At 30.0% G+C, this 19,223-nt stretch carries 16 protein-coding genes and 1 pseudogene; all 17 read right to left on the bottom strand.

The genetic code is table 11. The annotated features are described in order from the left end of the window. Nucleotides 1–125: 125 nt before the first annotated feature. Nucleotides 126–1,484: an RsmF rRNA methyltransferase first C-terminal domain-containing protein gene (locus tag JG776_RS10155; RefSeq protein ID WP_291967157.1), complete on the bottom strand. Its 1,359-nt coding sequence runs from the start codon at nt 1,482–1,484 to the stop codon at nt 126–128. A 270-nt stretch (nt 1,485–1,754) separates the two neighbouring features. Then, the gene (locus tag JG776_RS10150) at nt 1,755–3,950 is read right to left on the bottom strand and encodes a vWA domain-containing protein (protein ID WP_291967155.1); all 2,196 of its coding nucleotides are present in this window, start codon (nt 3,948–3,950) and stop codon (nt 1,755–1,757) included. A gap of 18 nt (nt 3,951–3,968) precedes the next feature. Further along, on the bottom strand, nt 3,969–6,332 hold the full coding sequence (locus tag JG776_RS10145) for a pilus assembly PilX N-terminal domain-containing protein (RefSeq protein WP_291967153.1): 2,364 nt from the start codon (nt 6,330–6,332) through the stop codon (nt 3,969–3,971). An 11-nt stretch (nt 6,333–6,343) separates the two neighbouring features. Further along, nucleotides 6,344–7,198: a prepilin-type N-terminal cleavage/methylation domain-containing protein gene (locus tag JG776_RS10140; RefSeq protein WP_291967151.1), complete on the bottom strand. Its 855-nt coding sequence runs from the start codon at nt 7,196–7,198 to the stop codon at nt 6,344–6,346. A gap of 4 nt (nt 7,199–7,202) precedes the next feature. Further along, entirely contained in the window at nt 7,203–8,288 is a 1,086-nt protein-coding gene (locus tag JG776_RS10135) for a hypothetical protein (RefSeq protein ID WP_291967150.1), read from the bottom strand. 5 nt (nt 8,289–8,293) lie between these two features. After that, nucleotides 8,294–8,845, bottom strand: coding sequence for a PilN domain-containing protein (locus JG776_RS10130; RefSeq protein WP_291967148.1), 552 nt, complete (start codon nt 8,843–8,845; stop codon nt 8,294–8,296). A gap of 15 nt (nt 8,846–8,860) precedes the next feature. Beyond that, the gene (gene pilM, locus JG776_RS10125) at nt 8,861–9,781 is read right to left on the bottom strand and encodes a pilus assembly protein PilM (RefSeq protein ID WP_291967146.1); all 921 of its coding nucleotides are present in this window, start codon (nt 9,779–9,781) and stop codon (nt 8,861–8,863) included. 11 nt (nt 9,782–9,792) lie between these two features. Next, entirely contained in the window at nt 9,793–10,329 is a 537-nt protein-coding gene (locus tag JG776_RS10120; RefSeq protein WP_291967144.1) for a prepilin-type N-terminal cleavage/methylation domain-containing protein, read from the bottom strand. A 9-nt stretch (nt 10,330–10,338) separates the two neighbouring features. Then, nucleotides 10,339–10,857: a Tfp pilus assembly protein FimT/FimU gene (locus JG776_RS10115; protein ID WP_291967142.1), complete on the bottom strand. Its 519-nt coding sequence runs from the start codon at nt 10,855–10,857 to the stop codon at nt 10,339–10,341. Nucleotides 10,858–10,914: 57 nt separating this feature from the next. Next, nucleotides 10,915–11,304 (bottom strand): type II secretion system protein, encoded by a 390-nt coding sequence (locus tag JG776_RS10110; RefSeq protein WP_291967140.1) that lies wholly within the window; start codon nt 11,302–11,304, stop codon nt 10,915–10,917. A 19-nt stretch (nt 11,305–11,323) separates the two neighbouring features. Further along, nucleotides 11,324–12,535 (bottom strand): type II secretion system F family protein, encoded by a 1,212-nt coding sequence (locus tag JG776_RS10105; protein WP_291967138.1) that lies wholly within the window; start codon nt 12,533–12,535, stop codon nt 11,324–11,326. A gap of 12 nt (nt 12,536–12,547) precedes the next feature. After that, nucleotides 12,548–14,240, bottom strand: a pseudogene (locus tag JG776_RS10100) (ATPase, T2SS/T4P/T4SS family). 202 nt (nt 14,241–14,442) lie between these two features. Continuing rightward, on the bottom strand, nt 14,443–15,837 hold the full coding sequence (locus JG776_RS10095) for a hypothetical protein (RefSeq protein ID WP_291967136.1): 1,395 nt from the start codon (nt 15,835–15,837) through the stop codon (nt 14,443–14,445). Further along, the gene (locus tag JG776_RS10090) at nt 15,834–16,349 is read right to left on the bottom strand and encodes a HAMP domain-containing sensor histidine kinase (protein ID WP_291967134.1); all 516 of its coding nucleotides are present in this window, start codon (nt 16,347–16,349) and stop codon (nt 15,834–15,836) included. Before JG776_RS10090 ends, JG776_RS10095 begins: the two co-directional genes overlap by 4 nt. Nucleotides 16,350–16,407: 58 nt before the next feature. Continuing rightward, nucleotides 16,408–17,244 (bottom strand): histidine kinase dimerization/phospho-acceptor domain-containing protein, encoded by an 837-nt coding sequence (locus JG776_RS10085; protein ID WP_291967133.1) that lies wholly within the window; start codon nt 17,242–17,244, stop codon nt 16,408–16,410. Then, on the bottom strand, nt 17,226–17,918 hold the full coding sequence (locus tag JG776_RS10080) for a response regulator transcription factor (protein WP_291967131.1): 693 nt from the start codon (nt 17,916–17,918) through the stop codon (nt 17,226–17,228). The genes JG776_RS10085 and JG776_RS10080 overlap by 19 nt, the downstream gene beginning before the upstream one ends. Before the next feature lie 8 nt (nt 17,919–17,926). Next, the gene (locus tag JG776_RS10075) at nt 17,927–18,868 is read right to left on the bottom strand and encodes a polysaccharide deacetylase family protein (protein WP_291967129.1); all 942 of its coding nucleotides are present in this window, start codon (nt 18,866–18,868) and stop codon (nt 17,927–17,929) included. Nucleotides 18,869–19,223: the final 355 nt, after the last annotated feature.

The raw sequence follows: 19,223 nt of genomic DNA, 5'->3' as shown, positions 1-19,223 counted from the left end.
TTTTCAAACAAAGAAAAGCTTAGAATTGCTTAGCGAAATGAATCGATGCCCAAGAAATCCTTCATGGGGCTAATCAATATATAACTTTTTCAACAGCCTAAGTTTAACCTTTATGCTTACCTTCTCTATTGCCATCTTAGGGCTTTTGGGAAGTAATTTTTCAATACTCCCTTTGCAACTTTTCCAAAGCTTAAGGAATAGCCATCAACATTTATAAGGTACCATCCGTCCTCTAAATCAACGTTTAGAGTGTAACCTTCAATATATTTTTTTATTTCCTCTGAGTCCCTTGTAAAGTTTATGTTTCTATATACTTCATCCATCTTTAAAGTTGCTGATAGGGCATAGTCTGGTTCAAACCTATTTTTCTTAAACTCTCCAAGAAGTATTCCTGGACGCAGTACATTTAAATCCTTTAAATCAAAGCAATCCTCTGGAACATAGTAGAGCCTATCTCCTCTTAAGATAAGTCTTTCATCATCAAACTCAAACTTCAAGGTATCCTTAACAAATCTTCTAAAATCATCTATATCCCTTTTCCCTATGTTGCTCTTTAGCATTTTAGGTATTTCAACGTCTCCATCAAGTTTTCTAAGTAGGGCAAGGAAATGTCCTTCTCCCTTTAATCTATGGGGCATAAGCCTTGCAACCTTTTTTAGCTCTGGATTATTAAAGACTTCGTAAAATCCTTCCCTAAAACCATATTTCTTTTCTATGTTTACAAGCTCAAAGTTTTTGTTTTCCTTTAAAAACTCATCTATTATAAACTCATTTTCCTCAATTGAAAATGTACAGGTTGAATATACCATAAGTCCACCAGGCTTTAGCATATTTGCAGCTGACCTTAAGATAGGTCTTTGCATTGCCTGATAGTTTAGGACATTTTCCACACTCCAATAATTTAAGGCATCCTTGTCCTTTTTAAACATACCTTCTCCAGAACAGGGTGCATCTACAATAACCTTGTCAAAATATCCTGTAAATACCCTCTCTAACTCCTCTGGTGAGTTGTTAGTAACAACAGCATTTTTAATTCCCATTCTTTCTATATTTTGAACAAGTATTTGAGCTCTTTTAAGCTTTATCTCGTTTGAAACAAGAAGGCCTTCTCCTTGCAAATATGATGCCGCCTGTGTGGATTTTCCACCTGGGGATGCACAAAGGTCTAAAACCTTTTCACCCTTTTTAATTTGAACCTGTGGTGCAACAGACATTGCACTTGGTTCCTGCACATAAAAAAGCCCTGCAGCGTGATAAGGATCTTTACCTGGCTTTTCTTCCTCAATGTAAAAACCCCTCTCCTCCCAAGGCACTCTATCTAATATTTTATAGGGAGATAATTTTAAAAAATCCTCAACGCTAATCTTTAGGGTATTTACTCTAATTCCCTGATATCTATCTCCCTCATAGCTCTTTAAAAAATCCTCAAACTCATCCTTTAAAAGCTCCTTCATTCTATCTAAAAATTTCTCTGGTAGCCTCATAATACTCCTCCAACAACAAAGTTTTGTAGATATATATTTTAACATTTATGAGGCTATATTACAAGAAATACTAAAATCCTATATATATCTTAGGTGACATCAAAAGAAGAAGTGAAAAAAGTAATATTATGAGGGCAATGTATATTTTTCTTCTCATAATCCCAACCCCTAATTCTTTATGTTTTCTTAATTTGATTTTATAACAACCTACTTTTAAAATAGTAAATAATTGGTTACGAAAACAAAAAGAAAAAGTGGCGAAATGCCACTTTATCTCAATGTAAACTTTTTAACCATTACAGGAATTGAAGGGGTTTCATTACCAAAATACTTATAAATATCTTGAGTTATATTATACTCTACGCCTTTGTATGTTACTTTTATAGCTGTTATTCTTATAGTAACTTCTTTATCCTTTACATTGTCATCTGTTATCCTAAATTTAAATCTATCACTTTTACTTTCCGCTGAAGCATTATATATGAAATTATTCTGCTGGCTATCCTTTATAGCTTCAACTCCACCATCTGTGATAGGAGTTAAAATCAATTCAACTTTTGCATTAGAATCCATATTAAACAATTGTTTATTTGTTATATCTACTTTTACTGTAACATAAGTGTTGTTTGGTATTAAGCTTCTATTAACCTCGATGTTATTAAAATTTACATAATTATAAAAATCTCTTGGCCTTATTTCAATGCTTCCTATCTGACAGCTATTTGTATAGTTATAACTTGAACCTTCTACTAATTTTTGGCCACTAATTATTGCCTCATTTAAATTTATAACACCTGTATCATTAGATTTATATTTAACATTAATAGTTAATGGTGGTGGAGTACCTTTTTTGTTTTCAAATACAATACTATCTAAACCAACTATTAATTTTCCATTTACAATACTATACTGTGTGCTGTCTAACTTTGTTCCATTAACATATACTTCTTCAACTTGAAGCTTTTCTGGTAGATTTTGTTCAAATTTAAATTCACTATACACTACTGACTTTGTTATAGCCTGGTATATTTCGTTATATAGAGGTTGTAATTCTTCAGTTGATTTTATTATTTTACTTATACCAGATTCTTTTTTTTCTATATCACTAAAGAAGGATGTACTAATTGCTCCATTTTCTGTATCAAGTCCTATAAAATGAACTTTATATCCCATATTTTTTATATTATCAATTTCCTCAAGGACTTTTTGCTTGGCTTTGGTTTCACCTGAATAAACATTATCGTCATACATATATAGATTCGGCATACCATCAGTCAAGACAATTATATGTTTCTCTGCATCTCTATTGTCTGCATTTAAACTATTTTTTGCAACTAATAAACCATCGTGAATATTAGTTTGATAAGCTCCATACATACTATCAATTTTTTCAATTAAATTGTTCTTATTATTTATATCTCTTATACCTAATAAAGTATCATTAGGATTAGTTACTCTGTAATTAAACCCATATATTGCAACCTTATCATCTTTACCGTTTGAAATACTTTCATCATAAATTTTATTTATCAAATTTTTTGCAGCCAATATAGTACTATACATTTTTGTTTTAAGGAAATATGGATTATCAAAAGACTTATAATAAAACCAATTTAATGTATGATAATCGTATATTTCTCTATTATTATAGTATTCTTTATCTTCCTTTAAATTTGTATAATATATTTTATATGGGTTATTAAAATTATATCCTCCTTTATACTTTTTAAATTCTTTTATAATATATTTGTAAACATATCCATTTTGTATTTCTTGCATTGAACCAGAATTATCCACTACTAAAACAATATCTACTGGTTTTCTGTCGACATTTATTTCACCCTGTGGTGTTAATTTGTATTCAACTTCTATAGGGTCATCTAAATAAAGATAACTATTTCCATTATCCGTTCTTTTATTCTTTATATTTGCCTCTATGTTTATGTTTGTTGGATCTATGATTAATGAACTTAGTGGAGCATTGCTTACTCTATTAAATAGTTTTACTTGGTCAGTTAAGGTCTCTGAAGTCACTTCTTTCGTCTTATCATTTCCTTTATTATAATTATACGTCAATGTAGCAGTCCCAAAATTTTCTAATTTACCTAAAGATTTTGACTTCAACTTTACGCTAAATGAAATACTTCCATTTGGATTAAAATTTAAATCATTGCCCTTTAGTGTATTGACAACTATATTCCATCTATCTGGTAAAGTTGATACTTCAAAGTTAGCAGGTATAGGATAAGTTATACATATATTGGATATATTATTCCCTTGTCCATTTATTTTATAGTTAAACTGCAATTCAACTTCTTCTCCTACTCTAATTATTTCACTTTGTGTTAAAATTTTTGCACTAAACTCCTTCACACCTGAAGCTTTTGTCATTCTACTCCAACCGATGCCTAAAACAATCGCTAAAACCAAAACTAAAGCAAGTATTCTTTTTTTCAAGGTTTTCACCTCCTAAACCCCTTAGGGCTATTTTATTACTATTTGCCTTTTAGATTTAATTAAAATATTAGTCTTTGCCTTTTCTTCAAGCCCAGCATAAATGTCTTGTTGATAATAATCATCTGCTGTTATACCTTTTGCAATAAATCTATAGAATTTCTGACAGTCTTCCTTTTTATTACTTAAATAGAAGTTTATTAACTTTTTTGATTTTTCTTTATTTGCTTCTATTGTAATATTTTTCCCTTTAACAATCAAGTCTCCATTGGAAATAATAGTACCATATATTTTTGTACTTTCACTGCTATTTAGGGTAATATTTCCATTACTATATAAGAAAACACTACATCCATCATAATTTTTTAAGTCTTGTATCTCAATATCTCCATCTTGAATTAATACATATGTTTTATCACCTATAATTTCAATCTTTTTTCCTGGTAAATTATTTAAATAATCTAAATCTATATAGTCAAAAAATGAATTAGAAACTAATCCTTTATCCCTAAAAAATATTTTTTCTAACATATACGCCTTTTTCTTTTCTGATTCTTCTCGTGCTGTACTTTCACTTAATCCATTCATTTCTGTAAGTTCAGTCACTTCTTTTTTTATGGTATCTATATTATTTATAGAATCTATATTTTCACTCCCCAATTTGTATATTTTATTATTAGCTACTAAAAAATAAGGAAAGTAGCTCTGTGATATTTTTGTTTCATTAATTTCTATGCTGTTTCCAAAATCATATTGGTAATCAAAATTGATACTGTCTACTTTTGAAAAATAAAGATAATCCAAAATAAAACCTATTGATTTACCAATAGTGGCATTTTTTATCGGCTCAAATAGATTTAATTTAAAATTATTATTACTTTTCAAGGAATAATAATTAAAATGACTATTATATTTTTCTTTATTACTCATATAGTTATAAATTATAAAGTTTGGATTTATTGCAGTAGTCTCTAAAGTTTTAAATGGATTACTACCTCTAACCAATTCATCAACAAAGGCAACTCCAAATAAAATTACTCTACCGCCTATTCTAAGTTTAGATGAGGTATCATTTATAATAATAGAAGACGAACTGTTATAATTAGTATTGCTGTTTGCTTCCTCGTATGATACAAGGTCATTGTCAATACTGATTTGACTATTTTTTGTATATAAAGATACGTTATCTGCAATATATGCATTCTTAACTTTTATATTTGAACCTTCAGCCTTTTCATCTATTATAATAGAATGGCACCAAATATCTCCACCCAGTCCATTTTGGTTCTCCTTAACCTCTATTTTAGAACCTTCTGTTACCGTTCTAACAAAGCCACTTATAAAGTTTTCATTACCATCAACATATCCTGAATAGATATTACCCTCAACAATTAAATTACCAGAGGAAGGTTCTATACTTAATATAGTTGTTGTATTTTCACTTGCTTTACCTAACTTTAAGTTTTGTATAGCTTCAGAATCAATTCCTACTAAAACTCCCCCATAGTTTTCATAGGGTTTATTTTCTTCTATACTATTTCCTGTACCCTTTGCATATATGTCACCCTTCACTGTTAGCGTACTATCTCCATTTGCAACAATTATATTTCTTCCTGAAATTAATGCATAATCAAATAATCCATTATATCCTCTAATTATTTTTTTATTTTCATCTGCAAAGGCCTTTTCCCTAAAGGGATTAAATTCAAATGTTGTTACCATATATCTTTGAACATCACTGTTTTTGAGTCTTATTTTTACAAACAATGTTTCAATTGGATAACTACTTCTTAAATATGAAGTCAAATTATTTTTAGATATATTTTTGAATATTCTTTTGTAGTCTGAACTATTTTCATCCATATCTCTTATAATATTAAAATCAACATCATAATCATTATTAACTAATATATCATTTATTTTTGACTTCCATTCATTCCAAGTACCATTTATTTCTATATTATCATTTCCTAATTTAACTTGTTTGTTTATTGCATAGTCACTATTATTCTTAAAGAATTCATCTATGTATTCAACGTATTTTTCTGTAAATATTTTTCTCATTTCATTTTCATACGTTTCTTTACTTTTATTATTTAAATAGTTTTCATATATTGTTTTAATCTCAGGATTTCTTAAATTAGGAGAACCTGAAGAAGTATAACAGTAACTATTTGCATAGTTTCTTGCTTCATCTGCTATAATATCTAAAAAGTATAGTATTTTGTCGGTACCTGAATCAGCATAATAATATGCTTGATTTTTTTGATAGAAACTACTACTTTGTTTTAATGATGCCAATGTCATCTGCATTGCCGCAATGCTTACAGTAAACAATATTGCCAACATTAATATAACATAAATCAGTGCAGAACCATTTTTTCTTTTAACCATACACATCACTCTCATTTTTGTATTTTAGAAAACTCGTATATCTTTTCATTTAATGGGTTATTCAAATCACTGTTTTTAAAAATTGATATTTTTACATATTCTACCCTTTGATTTTTATCTAAAGAATTAGTAGCTGTCTCTTCTATAAACTCTACATTGGGATAAACTGATGCTAAATTTACATTACTTGGTTTATTTTTATAATCTACTGCTAAAATTCTATCTTCTAAACCATTACCATTATATACACCATCAATTAAAAAATTTATATTATAATCTGTATTATTAACATCAATTAGTAGTTTTCCAGAGGGATTTGAAATAGTCTTATCTAATACCTCTTCAGGTAAAGTTGTAAAGGTTTCATCGTCATTTTCTCTTATTTTATTTATTTTTATTTCATATTTAAAAGCACTCTTTTCTGATGTTACTTTTATAAATACTCTATTTTTAACTTTTTCTCTGTTTTCAATTCTCTTCTCTTTTTCCAATAGCTTTGCATCTAACTTTTTATTTCCTTCCAACAACTGCAGTTCGTTTCCATCAACCTTCAACACTAAGTCATAACTGTTATAATCTATACCCTTCATCTGGTATTCTGCCTGGTTAACCTTTTCAAATTTTATTTTATGTTTATTGTCCATATAATCTATTTCTATAAAATTATTATCTTGAAATTTAACATCTCCATTTAAATAACTTTCATAGGCATAGTTAAATATATTAACTAACTCTAATTTTTCTTTTGAGGATTTATTACCTCTTATTGCTGTATTTATCATACCTGATACTGGAACAATTAGAATTGCAAATATAGCAAATGCTACTAAAAGTTCAACTAATGTATATCCCTTACGTCTCTTCATAGCATCATCTCTTTTCAACAAATATATTGTTACCTGTAGCTGTTATATTAAGCCTTGGTTTGTTCTTGTCATCTTTAAAAACATAAACCATTACCTTTTTGTTGGTTTCATTTTTTACATTTAAAAGAACAACATTTTTATCATCCTGATATTTTCTTTCTGTTGAGTAAACGTATATTATTATATTCTCTGAATTATTTTTAAATTCCTTAAAACCGCCATCCTTTGGATGGGAGTCTCCTTCTGTTGACATCCTGTATAAAAGTTTTTCACCGTTTTGCTTTAATTCAATTGATGCCTTTTCAATCTGTTTATTCTTACCATAAATTTTAAAATCTTCGCCTGTTTTAATTATTTGCAAAGCAGTCTCTGGAGAATTTAGTGTTGATAGCATTACTAAAAAATCCTTATTCTGCTCTATATATTCCTTTGACGTAGTATCTGCTATTGTTGTTCTTAAAGGACTACTTGAAAAAATCTTGTCTTTGCCTGTTTCTAAATTAAAATCCTGCCACTGCCTTGTAGGTGCATCTTTATCTTCAAAACCAAAAAACTTTAAATCAAAGGAGGCTGAAATAATGTCACCATTATTTAAAGGAACAAGTGATAAATTATCCACTGAATACAAAGTGTTAAAATCACCTGTCTCTGTAAAAAGTCTCTTAAGGTTTTCATAGGTAAATTGTGTTGTTATTTTTATACTATGAAAAAATGCTCCATCTATTTTTTTGCTGCCATTGTATTGAAACTGTTGCTTTTGTGATATAGGTAAATCATTAATAACAGCATCATACTTTCTAAGAAGGTTTAATGAGTCAACAACACAAAACTTTTCATCTAAATTGTTAGGCATCTTTAAGGAAATATCGTAGTAATTTAACTTTGTCTCCTCTATTTTATCTTTATTTTTGTTATATACCTCAACTGCTCTATCAAGTTCTGCCTTTCTATCTAAAAGCTTTGTGTTTTCTTCTTTTAAGCTACTAATTTTAGAGGACATAGCTTGATACGCATAATAAAAACCTAAACCTAAAAGGAAAATTAAAAGAATTAAAAGCATCTTTTTGTCTCTTTCCGTTAACTTAAACATACCCATCACTTCCTCACAATCTCTGCAGTAATTGATGTTCTCTTTTCAATTCCTTGGTTTGAAATTCCATTGAAAACTATATTTTTAAATACATCAGAATTTTGCATATTGTAAACAAACTGTGCTATATTCTCCTCTTTTGAAGATTTTATTACAAAGGAAACCTTATCCTTACTTAAGGTCATATTTTCAATTGCCATCTCTGATGGCATAATCTCCTCAAGGGTTGTTATGACAGTATTAAATGTTTCATTATCCTTTGCCACTAAATCTAAAATTGTCTTTTTATTTTCATACATCATTTTGACCTTTGTATATTCCTTAACTTGATTTTCAAAAGGAATTAGATTGTTTATTGCCTGTGTTAATTTGGCATTTTGTGTTTTGTAATAGGTTATTTTAACTAAAGAGATAATTGTTATTACCAAAAATATAGACAATTCAGCCAAAATAAATATATATATTTTTTTATTATCCTCTGTCTTCTTTTTATACTGCCTATTGTAGGCCTCAAGTAGGTTTATATCCTTACCTTTATTAAACTGTAGGTTTAACATAATATCCCCCTTATACTATATAAATGTTGAAATTGGAATTATAAATTTATTTTTATCATAACAACATTCTACAAAATCAAGCTCTATTATGTAATTCACATTTACTGCAACTTTTTTTGGCAATGCCTCATCAAGCCTAATATTTTTTGAAAGTTCACCTGTTACAAATACATTGTTTAGATCTTGTCTTTCCCTTATTTTATAAAATTCTATTAGCTTTGCTATGCTATCGTAAACTTCATTTACACTATACTCATTTGATATTAGTTCACCCTCATCATCTATGTTTAGGTCGTGGGGATAAGTCTTTGTTAACTGAACAATTCCATCCTTTACAATAACCGCTGTTAAAAAATTTCTTTCTACATTTAAAAGCATTGCACTTTGTTCTTTTCCTATTTCTAACTTCTTTGACAGCCTTGTTAAAACATTTGGTTCTATATCAATTCTGTTAATCTTTAAATTCAACTTATTTACAATTGACATCACTTGGTCAATTATATTTTTCGGAACTGCAAAAACAAGGAGCCTAAGTTTTTTGTTTTTTCCGTCCTTTAAAACCTCAAGCACCTTGTAGTCTAATATATATTTATCTATATTTACCGGGAAATATTGTGCAGATTCATATTTTAACATCGTATATATCTTATCGCTCTGAATGTATGGTATGGTAACCTCTCTAACAAGAAGGTTTGTAAGTCCAGATAAAACTATGTTTGCACTCTTCTTTGATACCTTGTTTTCAAAGAAGAATCTATTTAATGCTTCTACAATCGCATTTTCATCTAATACATCTATTACTCCGCTATTTAAATTTTTTAATTTTATATCCTTTGCCTTTAAAATCTTTGCCTTTTTACCTTTTCTCCCCTCAACAACCTTTATATAGTTGCTGTTTAATTCGATGCATAGACTGTTTAAAAAGATATCTAACATACTACTACCCCTCATCTTCTAATATTGTATTTGATTGAATAATCTCTTACTATACCTCTTATTTTATAATCTACCTTAAAATCTATTTGAACATATTGTAAAATGGTGTTTTGGTCTATTGTTTCTGGTTTTGTTGTTATATCAAAACTACTAATATTCCCATCTAATATTTCTTGTTTGTAAGAACCTTTTTCAATACATATTTTGTACTTTTCATCATTCTTTTTTGCATAAATGCTTATTTTAGTTGAATCTGTTTCACTAAAATCTATCTTACTGTTATCATTTGGAATCCATATAATTAATCTTTTAGTCTCATTATCTCCGTGAGAATTTTCTATTTCAATCTCTTCTTGATAAGCCATCTGAAGTGACTGCATTGTATAGTCCATAAAACTTTTAACCTGTGATTCAATATATGCCTTCTTCTTTTCCTCTTGAAGCATCTTGTAGTTGTTTATAAAGAAACTGTATCCTGCCTCAAGAAGAATTAATAATATTGCTGAAACTACCAAAAGCTCGATTAGAGTAAACCCCTTTTTTCTCATACAAAACCCCTACTCAACTCTTATATTTCCCGCTGGTATTTTATCTATATAAACCCTTTTGGAATTGCTTTCAGATTTATTGCTAATTTGAATTAAATTTATCTCTTGTCCGTCTTCGTTTAAACTATATTTTACTTTAAGCCCATCTTCTGATGTAAAAAATATATAATTTATATTACTAAATTCAACCTGAGACTTATTATTCTCTTTCTCCTCTAAATAAAAATTAATGTTTATATCTTTATATTCAGTGCCTCTTATAACCTTTTCATTTTCTTCTTTTTTTATAAGTTCTATTCTATAAGTTCCCTCATTTTTACTTATTTTTATATAATAGGTATCATAATCCATTGACTTATTTCCATTTTCATATACATCCCTAAGCATAGATGCAATTTCACTTGCTGCTGAATCAAGCCTTGAATTTATAATAGATTTTGTAAAGTTCATATATGCAATTGAAAGGAGTATTCCAAGTATTGCAACTACAATTGTCATTTCAATTAATGTAAAACCCTTTTTTCTCATAAATATCACCTATAAAGTTAGGATAGGGGGGCACAAGGCCCCAGAAAATTTTACATATTATTTATATGTGTTATTTTTAGAAGAATCTAAAGGATACACTTGGTCGTATGTTGAATCATCATTAATAAATATTTTTAGTTCATCTTGACCATCAAATGTGTAATAAAATTCACAACCTTGTTTAAACTTTACTTGTGGAACATCTACACCTAGTAGCTCTTTTGTAACACATGCAGGATCAGTAACTTCTGTTAAATTACCCTCAGCAATTTTTTGTTGAAGCATACCAGCTATTGTTTTTGCATTTGCAATATCTGCTTGTTTCTTTGAATTTCCTATTGTCTTTGTTATTTGTGGAACACCAATTCCAACTAAAATAGCAATAATAGCAACTACAACTATCATTTCAATAAGTGTAAAACCTTTTTTCTTATTTCTCTTGTTCATAATTAAACCTCCCCATCTTTTATAGATTCATATTTCCGTAGAGTTTAAACATTGGTAGAATAATTGATGCCAGCATAAAGCCAACAATTAAGGCCAAGAAGACTATCATTATAGGCTCAAATACTGCTGTAAGCCTTGTAACCATATTTTCGACCTCATTTTCATAAAGGTCTGCAAGTTTTGAGAGCATTTCCTCAAGAGTACCGCTCTCTTCACCTGTTTTAATCATAACTGGCACAAGCTCTGGAAAAATATTAAGAGCTTCAATTGGTCTACTTAGGCCTTCACCCCCCCTAACCTGTTCAACGACTCCTTCAAACTTTTCTTCAATATATGCATTGCTTAGAAGATTCTTTGTAGTCTCAATTGCAGTAACAAGTGGAACACCTGAACTCACAAGGGTTGATAGTGTCCTTGTAAATCTTGCTATTGAGGAAAAAAGAGATATTTTACCAATTATAGGCATCTTAAGCCTTAAGCTTGAAAAATATATACTGCCTGAAGGAGTCTTTTTATAATAATTTATTAAAATTATTAACAACACAATTAGTGCTATTAAAATTAACCAATTATTCTTCATAAAGGTACTTGCGTTTAATATAAACCTTGTAGTTGGTGGCAATTCAACTCCTAAGTCATTAAACATACCAACAAAGGTTGGAATAACAAAGATTAGAAGCAGGTTTAAAACAGCAAGTGCAACAAATATAACTATAGCTGGATACATAAGTGCGTTTGTAATTTTCTGTTTTAGCTTCATTTCCTTTTCAAACTGAACTGCCATCTTCTCAAAGGAGTTGTCAAGAGAACCCCCAACTTCCCCAGCCTCTATCATATTTATTAAAATCTCTGGAAAAACATCTGGAAATCTTCTCATCGATGCTGATATGGCTGTTCCCTTTTCTACGTCCTCCGAAAGACTTATTACCGCATTTTTAAGTTTTTTATTTGTAATTTGATTTTTAATTACATTAAGACAGGTTAATATGTTCAGTCCTGCCTGCAGTAGTGTTGCAACCTGCTTACAAAATACGGCTAAATCCTTGGCCTTTACCTTGTTTAAAAATTTTATATTTATTTCTTTATTTAACACATTGTCTTCATTAATATCCATAATATAAAGGTTCTTATCCTTTAGCTGTCTTTGTGCGTCCTGCTTGTCCTCTGCTACAATCTTTCCTTTAATCTTCTTTCCATTCACATCTATAGCTTCGTATACATAATTTGCCATAAGCACCCCTCATCAATCCATAGAATATGTTACTCTTAGATATTCTTCAACCGTTGTTTCACCATTTAAAACCTTCTCTATACAGCTATTTTTTAGTGTAACCATTCCTTTATTAATTGCCATATCCTTAAGTTCATCACTACTTAAGCCCTTTGTAATTGCTGTTCTTAGTTCCTTATCTATTGATAGTATTTCATATATACCTGTTCTTCCTATATATCCCTTTTGTCCACAGTATAGACATCCTCTTCCTCTATACAATTTATATTCTCTATTCTCATCAAGCCCGAGGGCCTTTATTTCGTCAAGATTTGCTATATACTCCTCCTTACAGTGGGGACATATTCTTCTTACTAATCTTTGGGCTATAACACCTATTAAAGATGAACTTATCATAAAGCTCTCAATTCCCATATCAATAAGTCTTGTAACAGAACTTGGTGCATCATTTGTATGGATTGTAGATAAAACCAAATGCCCTGTTATTGCAGCCCTTACTGCAATTTCTGCGGTTTCTTTATCTCTAATCTCTCCTATCATTATTATATCTGGATCCTGTCTTAAAATCGACCTTAGGGCTGATGCAAAGGTTAGCCCTGCCTTTGGGTTCACCTCCACTTGGTTTACACCATAAATGGTACTTTCAACAGGATCCTCAACGGTGATTATATTTCTATCTCCAGTGTTTAATTCTCTTAGTGCTGTATATAATGTTGTTGATTTACCACTCCCCGTTGGACCAGATACCAGTATGATTCCGTGGGGGGAAGAAATAAGCTTTTCATATAATTCTAAATCGTGATCCAAAAAACCTAAATTCTTTTTGTCCTTTAAAAATTCCCTTTTATCTGCTATTCTTATAACAATCTTCTCCCCAAAAACGGTTGGAAGCGAGGATATTCTCATATCATATTCCCTATCATAAATTTCGAAGGTTGTCCTACCATCCTGTGGAACTCTTTTTTTCAGCAATATCCATATTCCCTATAACTTTTATTCTTGCAACAAGTGGTGCGTGCAGTTCATACTCAACCTTCATTATTTCGTATAGTATTCCATCTATTCTAAACTTTATCTTAACTTCTTCCTCAAAGGGTTCTATATGTATATCGCTTGCCCTTTGGTTTATCGCCTGTTCGAAAATTGAATTTACAAGTTTTACAATTGGTCCCTGAACATCGTCATCAACAGCTCTTGGATTTTTTGTTTTTTCAAATTTTAAACCTTTGTTTTCCTTTTTAAACTCTTCAGCAGCCTTTAAGGCCTCCTGTTTTCCATAGTATTTGTTTATAAACCTTTTTATCTCCTCTTCCTTTGCAAGAACTGGCTGTACGTCTTTGCCTGTATAAATTTGGACATCCTCAAGGGCAAATATATTTAGAGGGTCTGCCATTGCAACTATAAGCTTGTCCCTTTCAAATTTAATAGGCAAAAGTGTATGCCTCTTTGCTAAGGTTTCAGAAACAAGTTTTACACATTCCTGGTCAATTGGGTATCTATCAAGCTTAACGTGTGGTATCCCAAGCTGGTACTCTAATACCTCTATTATTTGGTCCTCTGTTACAAATCCATTTTCAACAAGTACTTCACCAAGCTTTTTATTTGTATTCTTCTGTATATTTAAAGCCTTTATAAGCTGCTCCTGTGTTAAAAGTCCTGCATCAATTAAAAATTCTCCTAATCTCTTTCTTTGTTGCATATGGATACCCCTTTATATAATGCTTTTTAGTATAAATTTTAAAATAATTAATTATTGTATTTAAAAATATATGTCAATATTTGAATTTTATTTCTTTAGTTTTTTTGTTTTTTTGCTTTTATATTACATTTATTTACTATAAATTTCTTGTATATTATACCACTTTTAAACAAATTTGTACACATCAAAGGATGCCAAAAACTTAATTTTAGTTTATATTTATAACTTCTACAGAATTGTTTTTTATAAAATTGTCCCTCCAAACCTCCGAATAGCTTCCTACTGCCCACTCAAGCATTATTATTTTATCTTCTTTTGCAATTTTAATCTCTCCAATCTTTTCAGACAGCTTTTGATTTTTTATTCTATAAAACTCAATGGATTTTGGAAGAACAATAACTGCTATATCCTTGTTTGGTGAAGTATAAGCATCTATTGCTTGAGGAATTTTATTCTTTATATCCTTCATAGGAATACAAAGGGTATCATACATCACCATATTGCTTGGAGGAAAAAATCCTGTATCAAAATCCACATAGGAGAAAAAATCACCCGATTTATAGTTTATTCTACCCTTTAATAAATAAGAACCGTTTTTTCTTGAAATTCCGATATTTTCATATTTAAAATCTTTGTTTATTTCCACGCCATTTAATTCTTTTAGTATGCTATCTCTTTGTTCATCAAAATTTTGTTTATAATTTTCCCCAAGTAAATCAATTATACTTACTCCCCTCTGTTGCATAGGATTATCTACTGGAACAATCTTTAGTCTTTCTATTAATCCATCCATTTCATTAATTGCGATATAATCATTTCCAACAAAATCAATATACATATTCGTATTCAAATTACCTTTGGCAAGAAATACTCCATCTTTTTTATTAAAGGCCTTCTCCTGTCCCTTTGAAATATTATTAACTTTAATTTGTGAATCTTCAATGTTTATTTTCCAAAAACCATTTTTTCTTGGTAGAAATATGTTGTCAGTTACATACATCTCCTTTATCTCATCATTTGAAGTTCCTAAGTAGTAAGTTTTATAAGAGTATTCACCTTCTTTTTTACTCCTAATACCAAGAAAGAGTGCTACATCTTTATTGGATGTATTTTTTTTAGAATTGAAAATATTTATATTTCTCCTCCAAGAAGATATATCATATTCATCGTTGGTTTTCTTTAATCTATATACCTTTTTATTATACACAAGCATTATTAACTCATCGTTAATTTTAATAAAATCGTAAAGAAAGTTCCCATTGCTTATGACTGAAACTACCTGAACCTCTTTTCCCTTTTTTATGTTTTTTATCCTGTATCCATTTAATAGATACTCCGACATATCCACTATTTTTATTTTATAACTAACACCTATAAACCTATCTACTCCATCCCAAAATTCATCCTCTTTAAAAACAAAGCTTCTACTAACCAAGTCATCATTTTTGTAATCATCTGCACTTTCCACCTTAAAAGAACCTTTTATGGGAATAGATTTATTTTTTGGTGCCCTTACCTTTTGAGAACTTGAAAAATTGCTACAGCCTGTTATATTAATAAGAATTAAAAAAATAGCAATTAAAACTATACTCTTTTTTTTCATACAATCACTCCACCTTTAGGAAAAGCAAGGTAAACTCTTGTACCCTTATTTTCTTCACTCTCAATTTTTATACTGCCCTTCATTTTTTCTACTATATCCTTGCATACCGATAGCCCTATACCGTTTTTTGACCTACTTCCCCTTCCTTTATAGAACTTTTCAAAAACGTGGGGCAGATCCTCCTTTGATATTCCAAGTCCTGTATCCTCAACTATTATAACAACTTCTTCATCTATTTCTTTTACTTTAATAATTACACTATCCCCTGCATTTGTAAAATTAAAGGCATTATCTAAAAGATTCATAAATACCTGCTTTAACCTGTTTTCGTCAGCCTCTATAAATACATTTTTATTCTCCTTTATTACACTAAAAATCTTATTTTCCCTATAGGCCCTTGGTTCAATCTGTTTTCTTATACCATCCAAAAATGTATTTATATCTACATTCTTAAATTTAAATTCAATTTTTCCAGAAGAGAGCTTTGAAAAATCTAAAAGTTCCTCAACCATAGACGTGAGCCTATCGCATTCCTTTTCTATAATATCAAGTCCATCCCTTAAAAGTTCTTTATCCCCCCTCTAAGTCCTTTAGGGTAATTGCCCATCCCTTTATAGAAGTTAGAGGGGTTCTAAGCTCGTGGGAGACAGAGGATATGAATTCATCCTTAAGCCTTTCCCTCTTTATTATTTCATCCGCCATATAGTTTAGTGTTGTTGATAGCTTTTCTATTTCATCAAATTTCGCATCCCTGCACCTTTTGTTATAGTCTCCCTCTGCCATCCTCTTTGCAACCTCTGTTATGTTTGTTATAGGCACAACTATTTGATTTGAAAAAATGATACTTATAAATGCAAAAATTAAAGTTACAATTAATCCCATAAAGGTTAAAATCATAAATATATTTCTTAAATCCTTATTTACTTCCCTTAATGTAGTTATAAATCTAATACCACCAATTATTTCTCCACCACTATATAGAGGATGTGATACTGCCAAAATCTTTTCGTCATCGTAACTTACATTGCCTATCCATCTTCCTATATTTCCTGAAAGTGCCTCCTTTATATCCAAAAATTCATTTTCCTCAATTACTCCTATAGAGTCAAATATTATCCTTCCTGTATTATCGAATACCTGTACCTCAATATCACTTCTATTTAAAAAAACATCTACACCATTTAATACATTTTCATATAGGCTATTTTTTGAAAAATATTTAGTGTAAATATCAGAGGAAATCTTAATTTGTCCTATAAGTAGGTTTGCAATATTTGAATAATATATATTTCTAAAGGATAAAAATATTATGGTATTTAGTGTTGCTACAGTTAAAACTACAATAATGACGAAGTTACATAGTAGTCTTTTTCTTATACTACTCATACCTACTTCTCCCTTCGCCATCTATAGCCATATCCCCAAACCGTCTCAATATATTTGGGATTTGAAGAATCATCCTCTATTTTTTCCCTCAGCCTTCTTACGTGAACATCTACGGTTTTTACTTCACCAAAGTAATTTTTACCCCATACATAATCTAAAATATCGTTCCTACTTAAAACCCTTCCTTCATTTTTTATAAAGAATAATAGAATTTCAAACTCCTTAGGAGTTAAATTTATTTCTTTATCATCCTTGAATACCTTCATCGATTCTAAATCTACTTTTATATTATGGCTTTTTATTTCTTGTTTTTTATTATCATCTTTATTTATCCTTCTAAAGATTGTGTTTATTCTTGCAATTAGCTCTAAAGGGTTGAAGGGCTTTACCATATAGTCATCTGCACCAATCTCGAGCCCCATTATTTTATCCATATCCTGTGATTTTGCAGTTAACATAATTACAATTACATTGTTGTCCTCTTCTCTTATTCTTCTTAAAACTTCAAAGCCATCAATCTTAGGTAGCATTACATCAAGAACCACTACATCAGGTTTTACTAAAGAAAATAGCTCGAGGGCCTGTTCTCCACTTTCTGCTTCAAATACGGTAAATCTGTTTCTTTCAAGATTTATCCTTACAAACTTTCTTATACTTGCCTCATCCTCAACAATTAACACCTTTATTCCTTCCATAACATCACCTACTTTATAACTTCAAATTGATATCCTCTAATTTTAAGATATTCTATTACTTTTTTTAATACCTCTGGAGTAGTATGCTTTCCCCTTCCGTCGTGCATTAGTATTACAAGGGAGTCTTTGTTTTTTGATGTTTGTAAAAATCTTTCATACTGTCTTTCCACCGACATCATTTTACCCTCTGCATCACCAGTTAGGCAATTCCAATCAATATAAATATATCCACTCTCAACTATTGCCCTTTTTATTTCTGAAGGTCTTCCACCACTCCCACCAGGAAATCTAAAAAATCTATTGTTATATTCTTCGCCCAATATTGATTTAATTATAGCTTCTGTATCTCTTATCTCCTCAATAACAGCAATTTCAGAAGAGTATATTTTTTTATAGGAATGTGAATAGGAATGGTTTGCAATAGCGTGTCCATCTTCGTATATTTTTTTTAATATTTCAGGGTTTGTTTTTGCCATACTTCCTAAAACAAAAAAGGTTGCCTTTATATCATTTTCCTTTAGAATATCTAAAACCTTTGGAGTTACATCCTTGCTTGGGCCATCATCAAAGGTTAGATATGCCACCTTTTTTTCTTTACTCTTATAAAACCCTATTGTTTTTTGCTTATTTATTACTTCTGCTTCTGAAGTTTTTTGACTATCTACAGCTTTAGTTTGTTCCTTTTGTTGTGTCACTTTATCCTTTTCCTCACTTTTTGGTATTTCATTTTCTTTTTTAATAGAATCATTTTCTTGTTTGTTTTTATCAATTAAATCAACATTTTTATTAGGAACTTCCTGCATTTTATTATCCCTTTTATTTACATCATTAATTTGCTCTGCCATAGCATTATTAAATCTATTTCTTGCATATAGTTTTCCAATAGATAACCCTATGCCCAATGCCAACACATTAATTGTAATTAAAGTTATAAGCATACTTTTTTTCATTTATCTTTCCTCCACACTGTCAAATCGCTTATAATTTATATTTCTACATAAATAAACAAACTCCTTTAGAAAAACTTTTTATACAACATAATTTTATATGCTAAATATGTTTTAAAAATTAAAATTTGATAAAAAATAAATTCTAAAAATCTATACAGATTGTCGTCAAACCCATTTGTTAGCAAAAGTACGAAAAAGCCCCATTATAGGATTTCAATGGTTTCTTTTGTGAGCTTTAGCAAATCTTGCTTTTCGGCTTTGAAAAAGTCCGTAATTCGGCACAGGACGTGCCGAGCCGAGCGGCCATCAGGACGATGGCATCGCGAGGGTAGGACTTTTTCAAACAAAGAAAAGC

It is taken from the genome of Caloramator sp. (assembly GCF_020054765.1).
In the GTDB taxonomy this organism is placed as follows: Bacteria; Bacillota; Clostridia; order Clostridiales; family Caloramatoraceae; genus Thermobrachium; species Thermobrachium proteoclasticum.
Note: the sequence above shows the minus strand (reverse complement) of the source record. Positions and strands in the feature narration are given on the sequence as shown.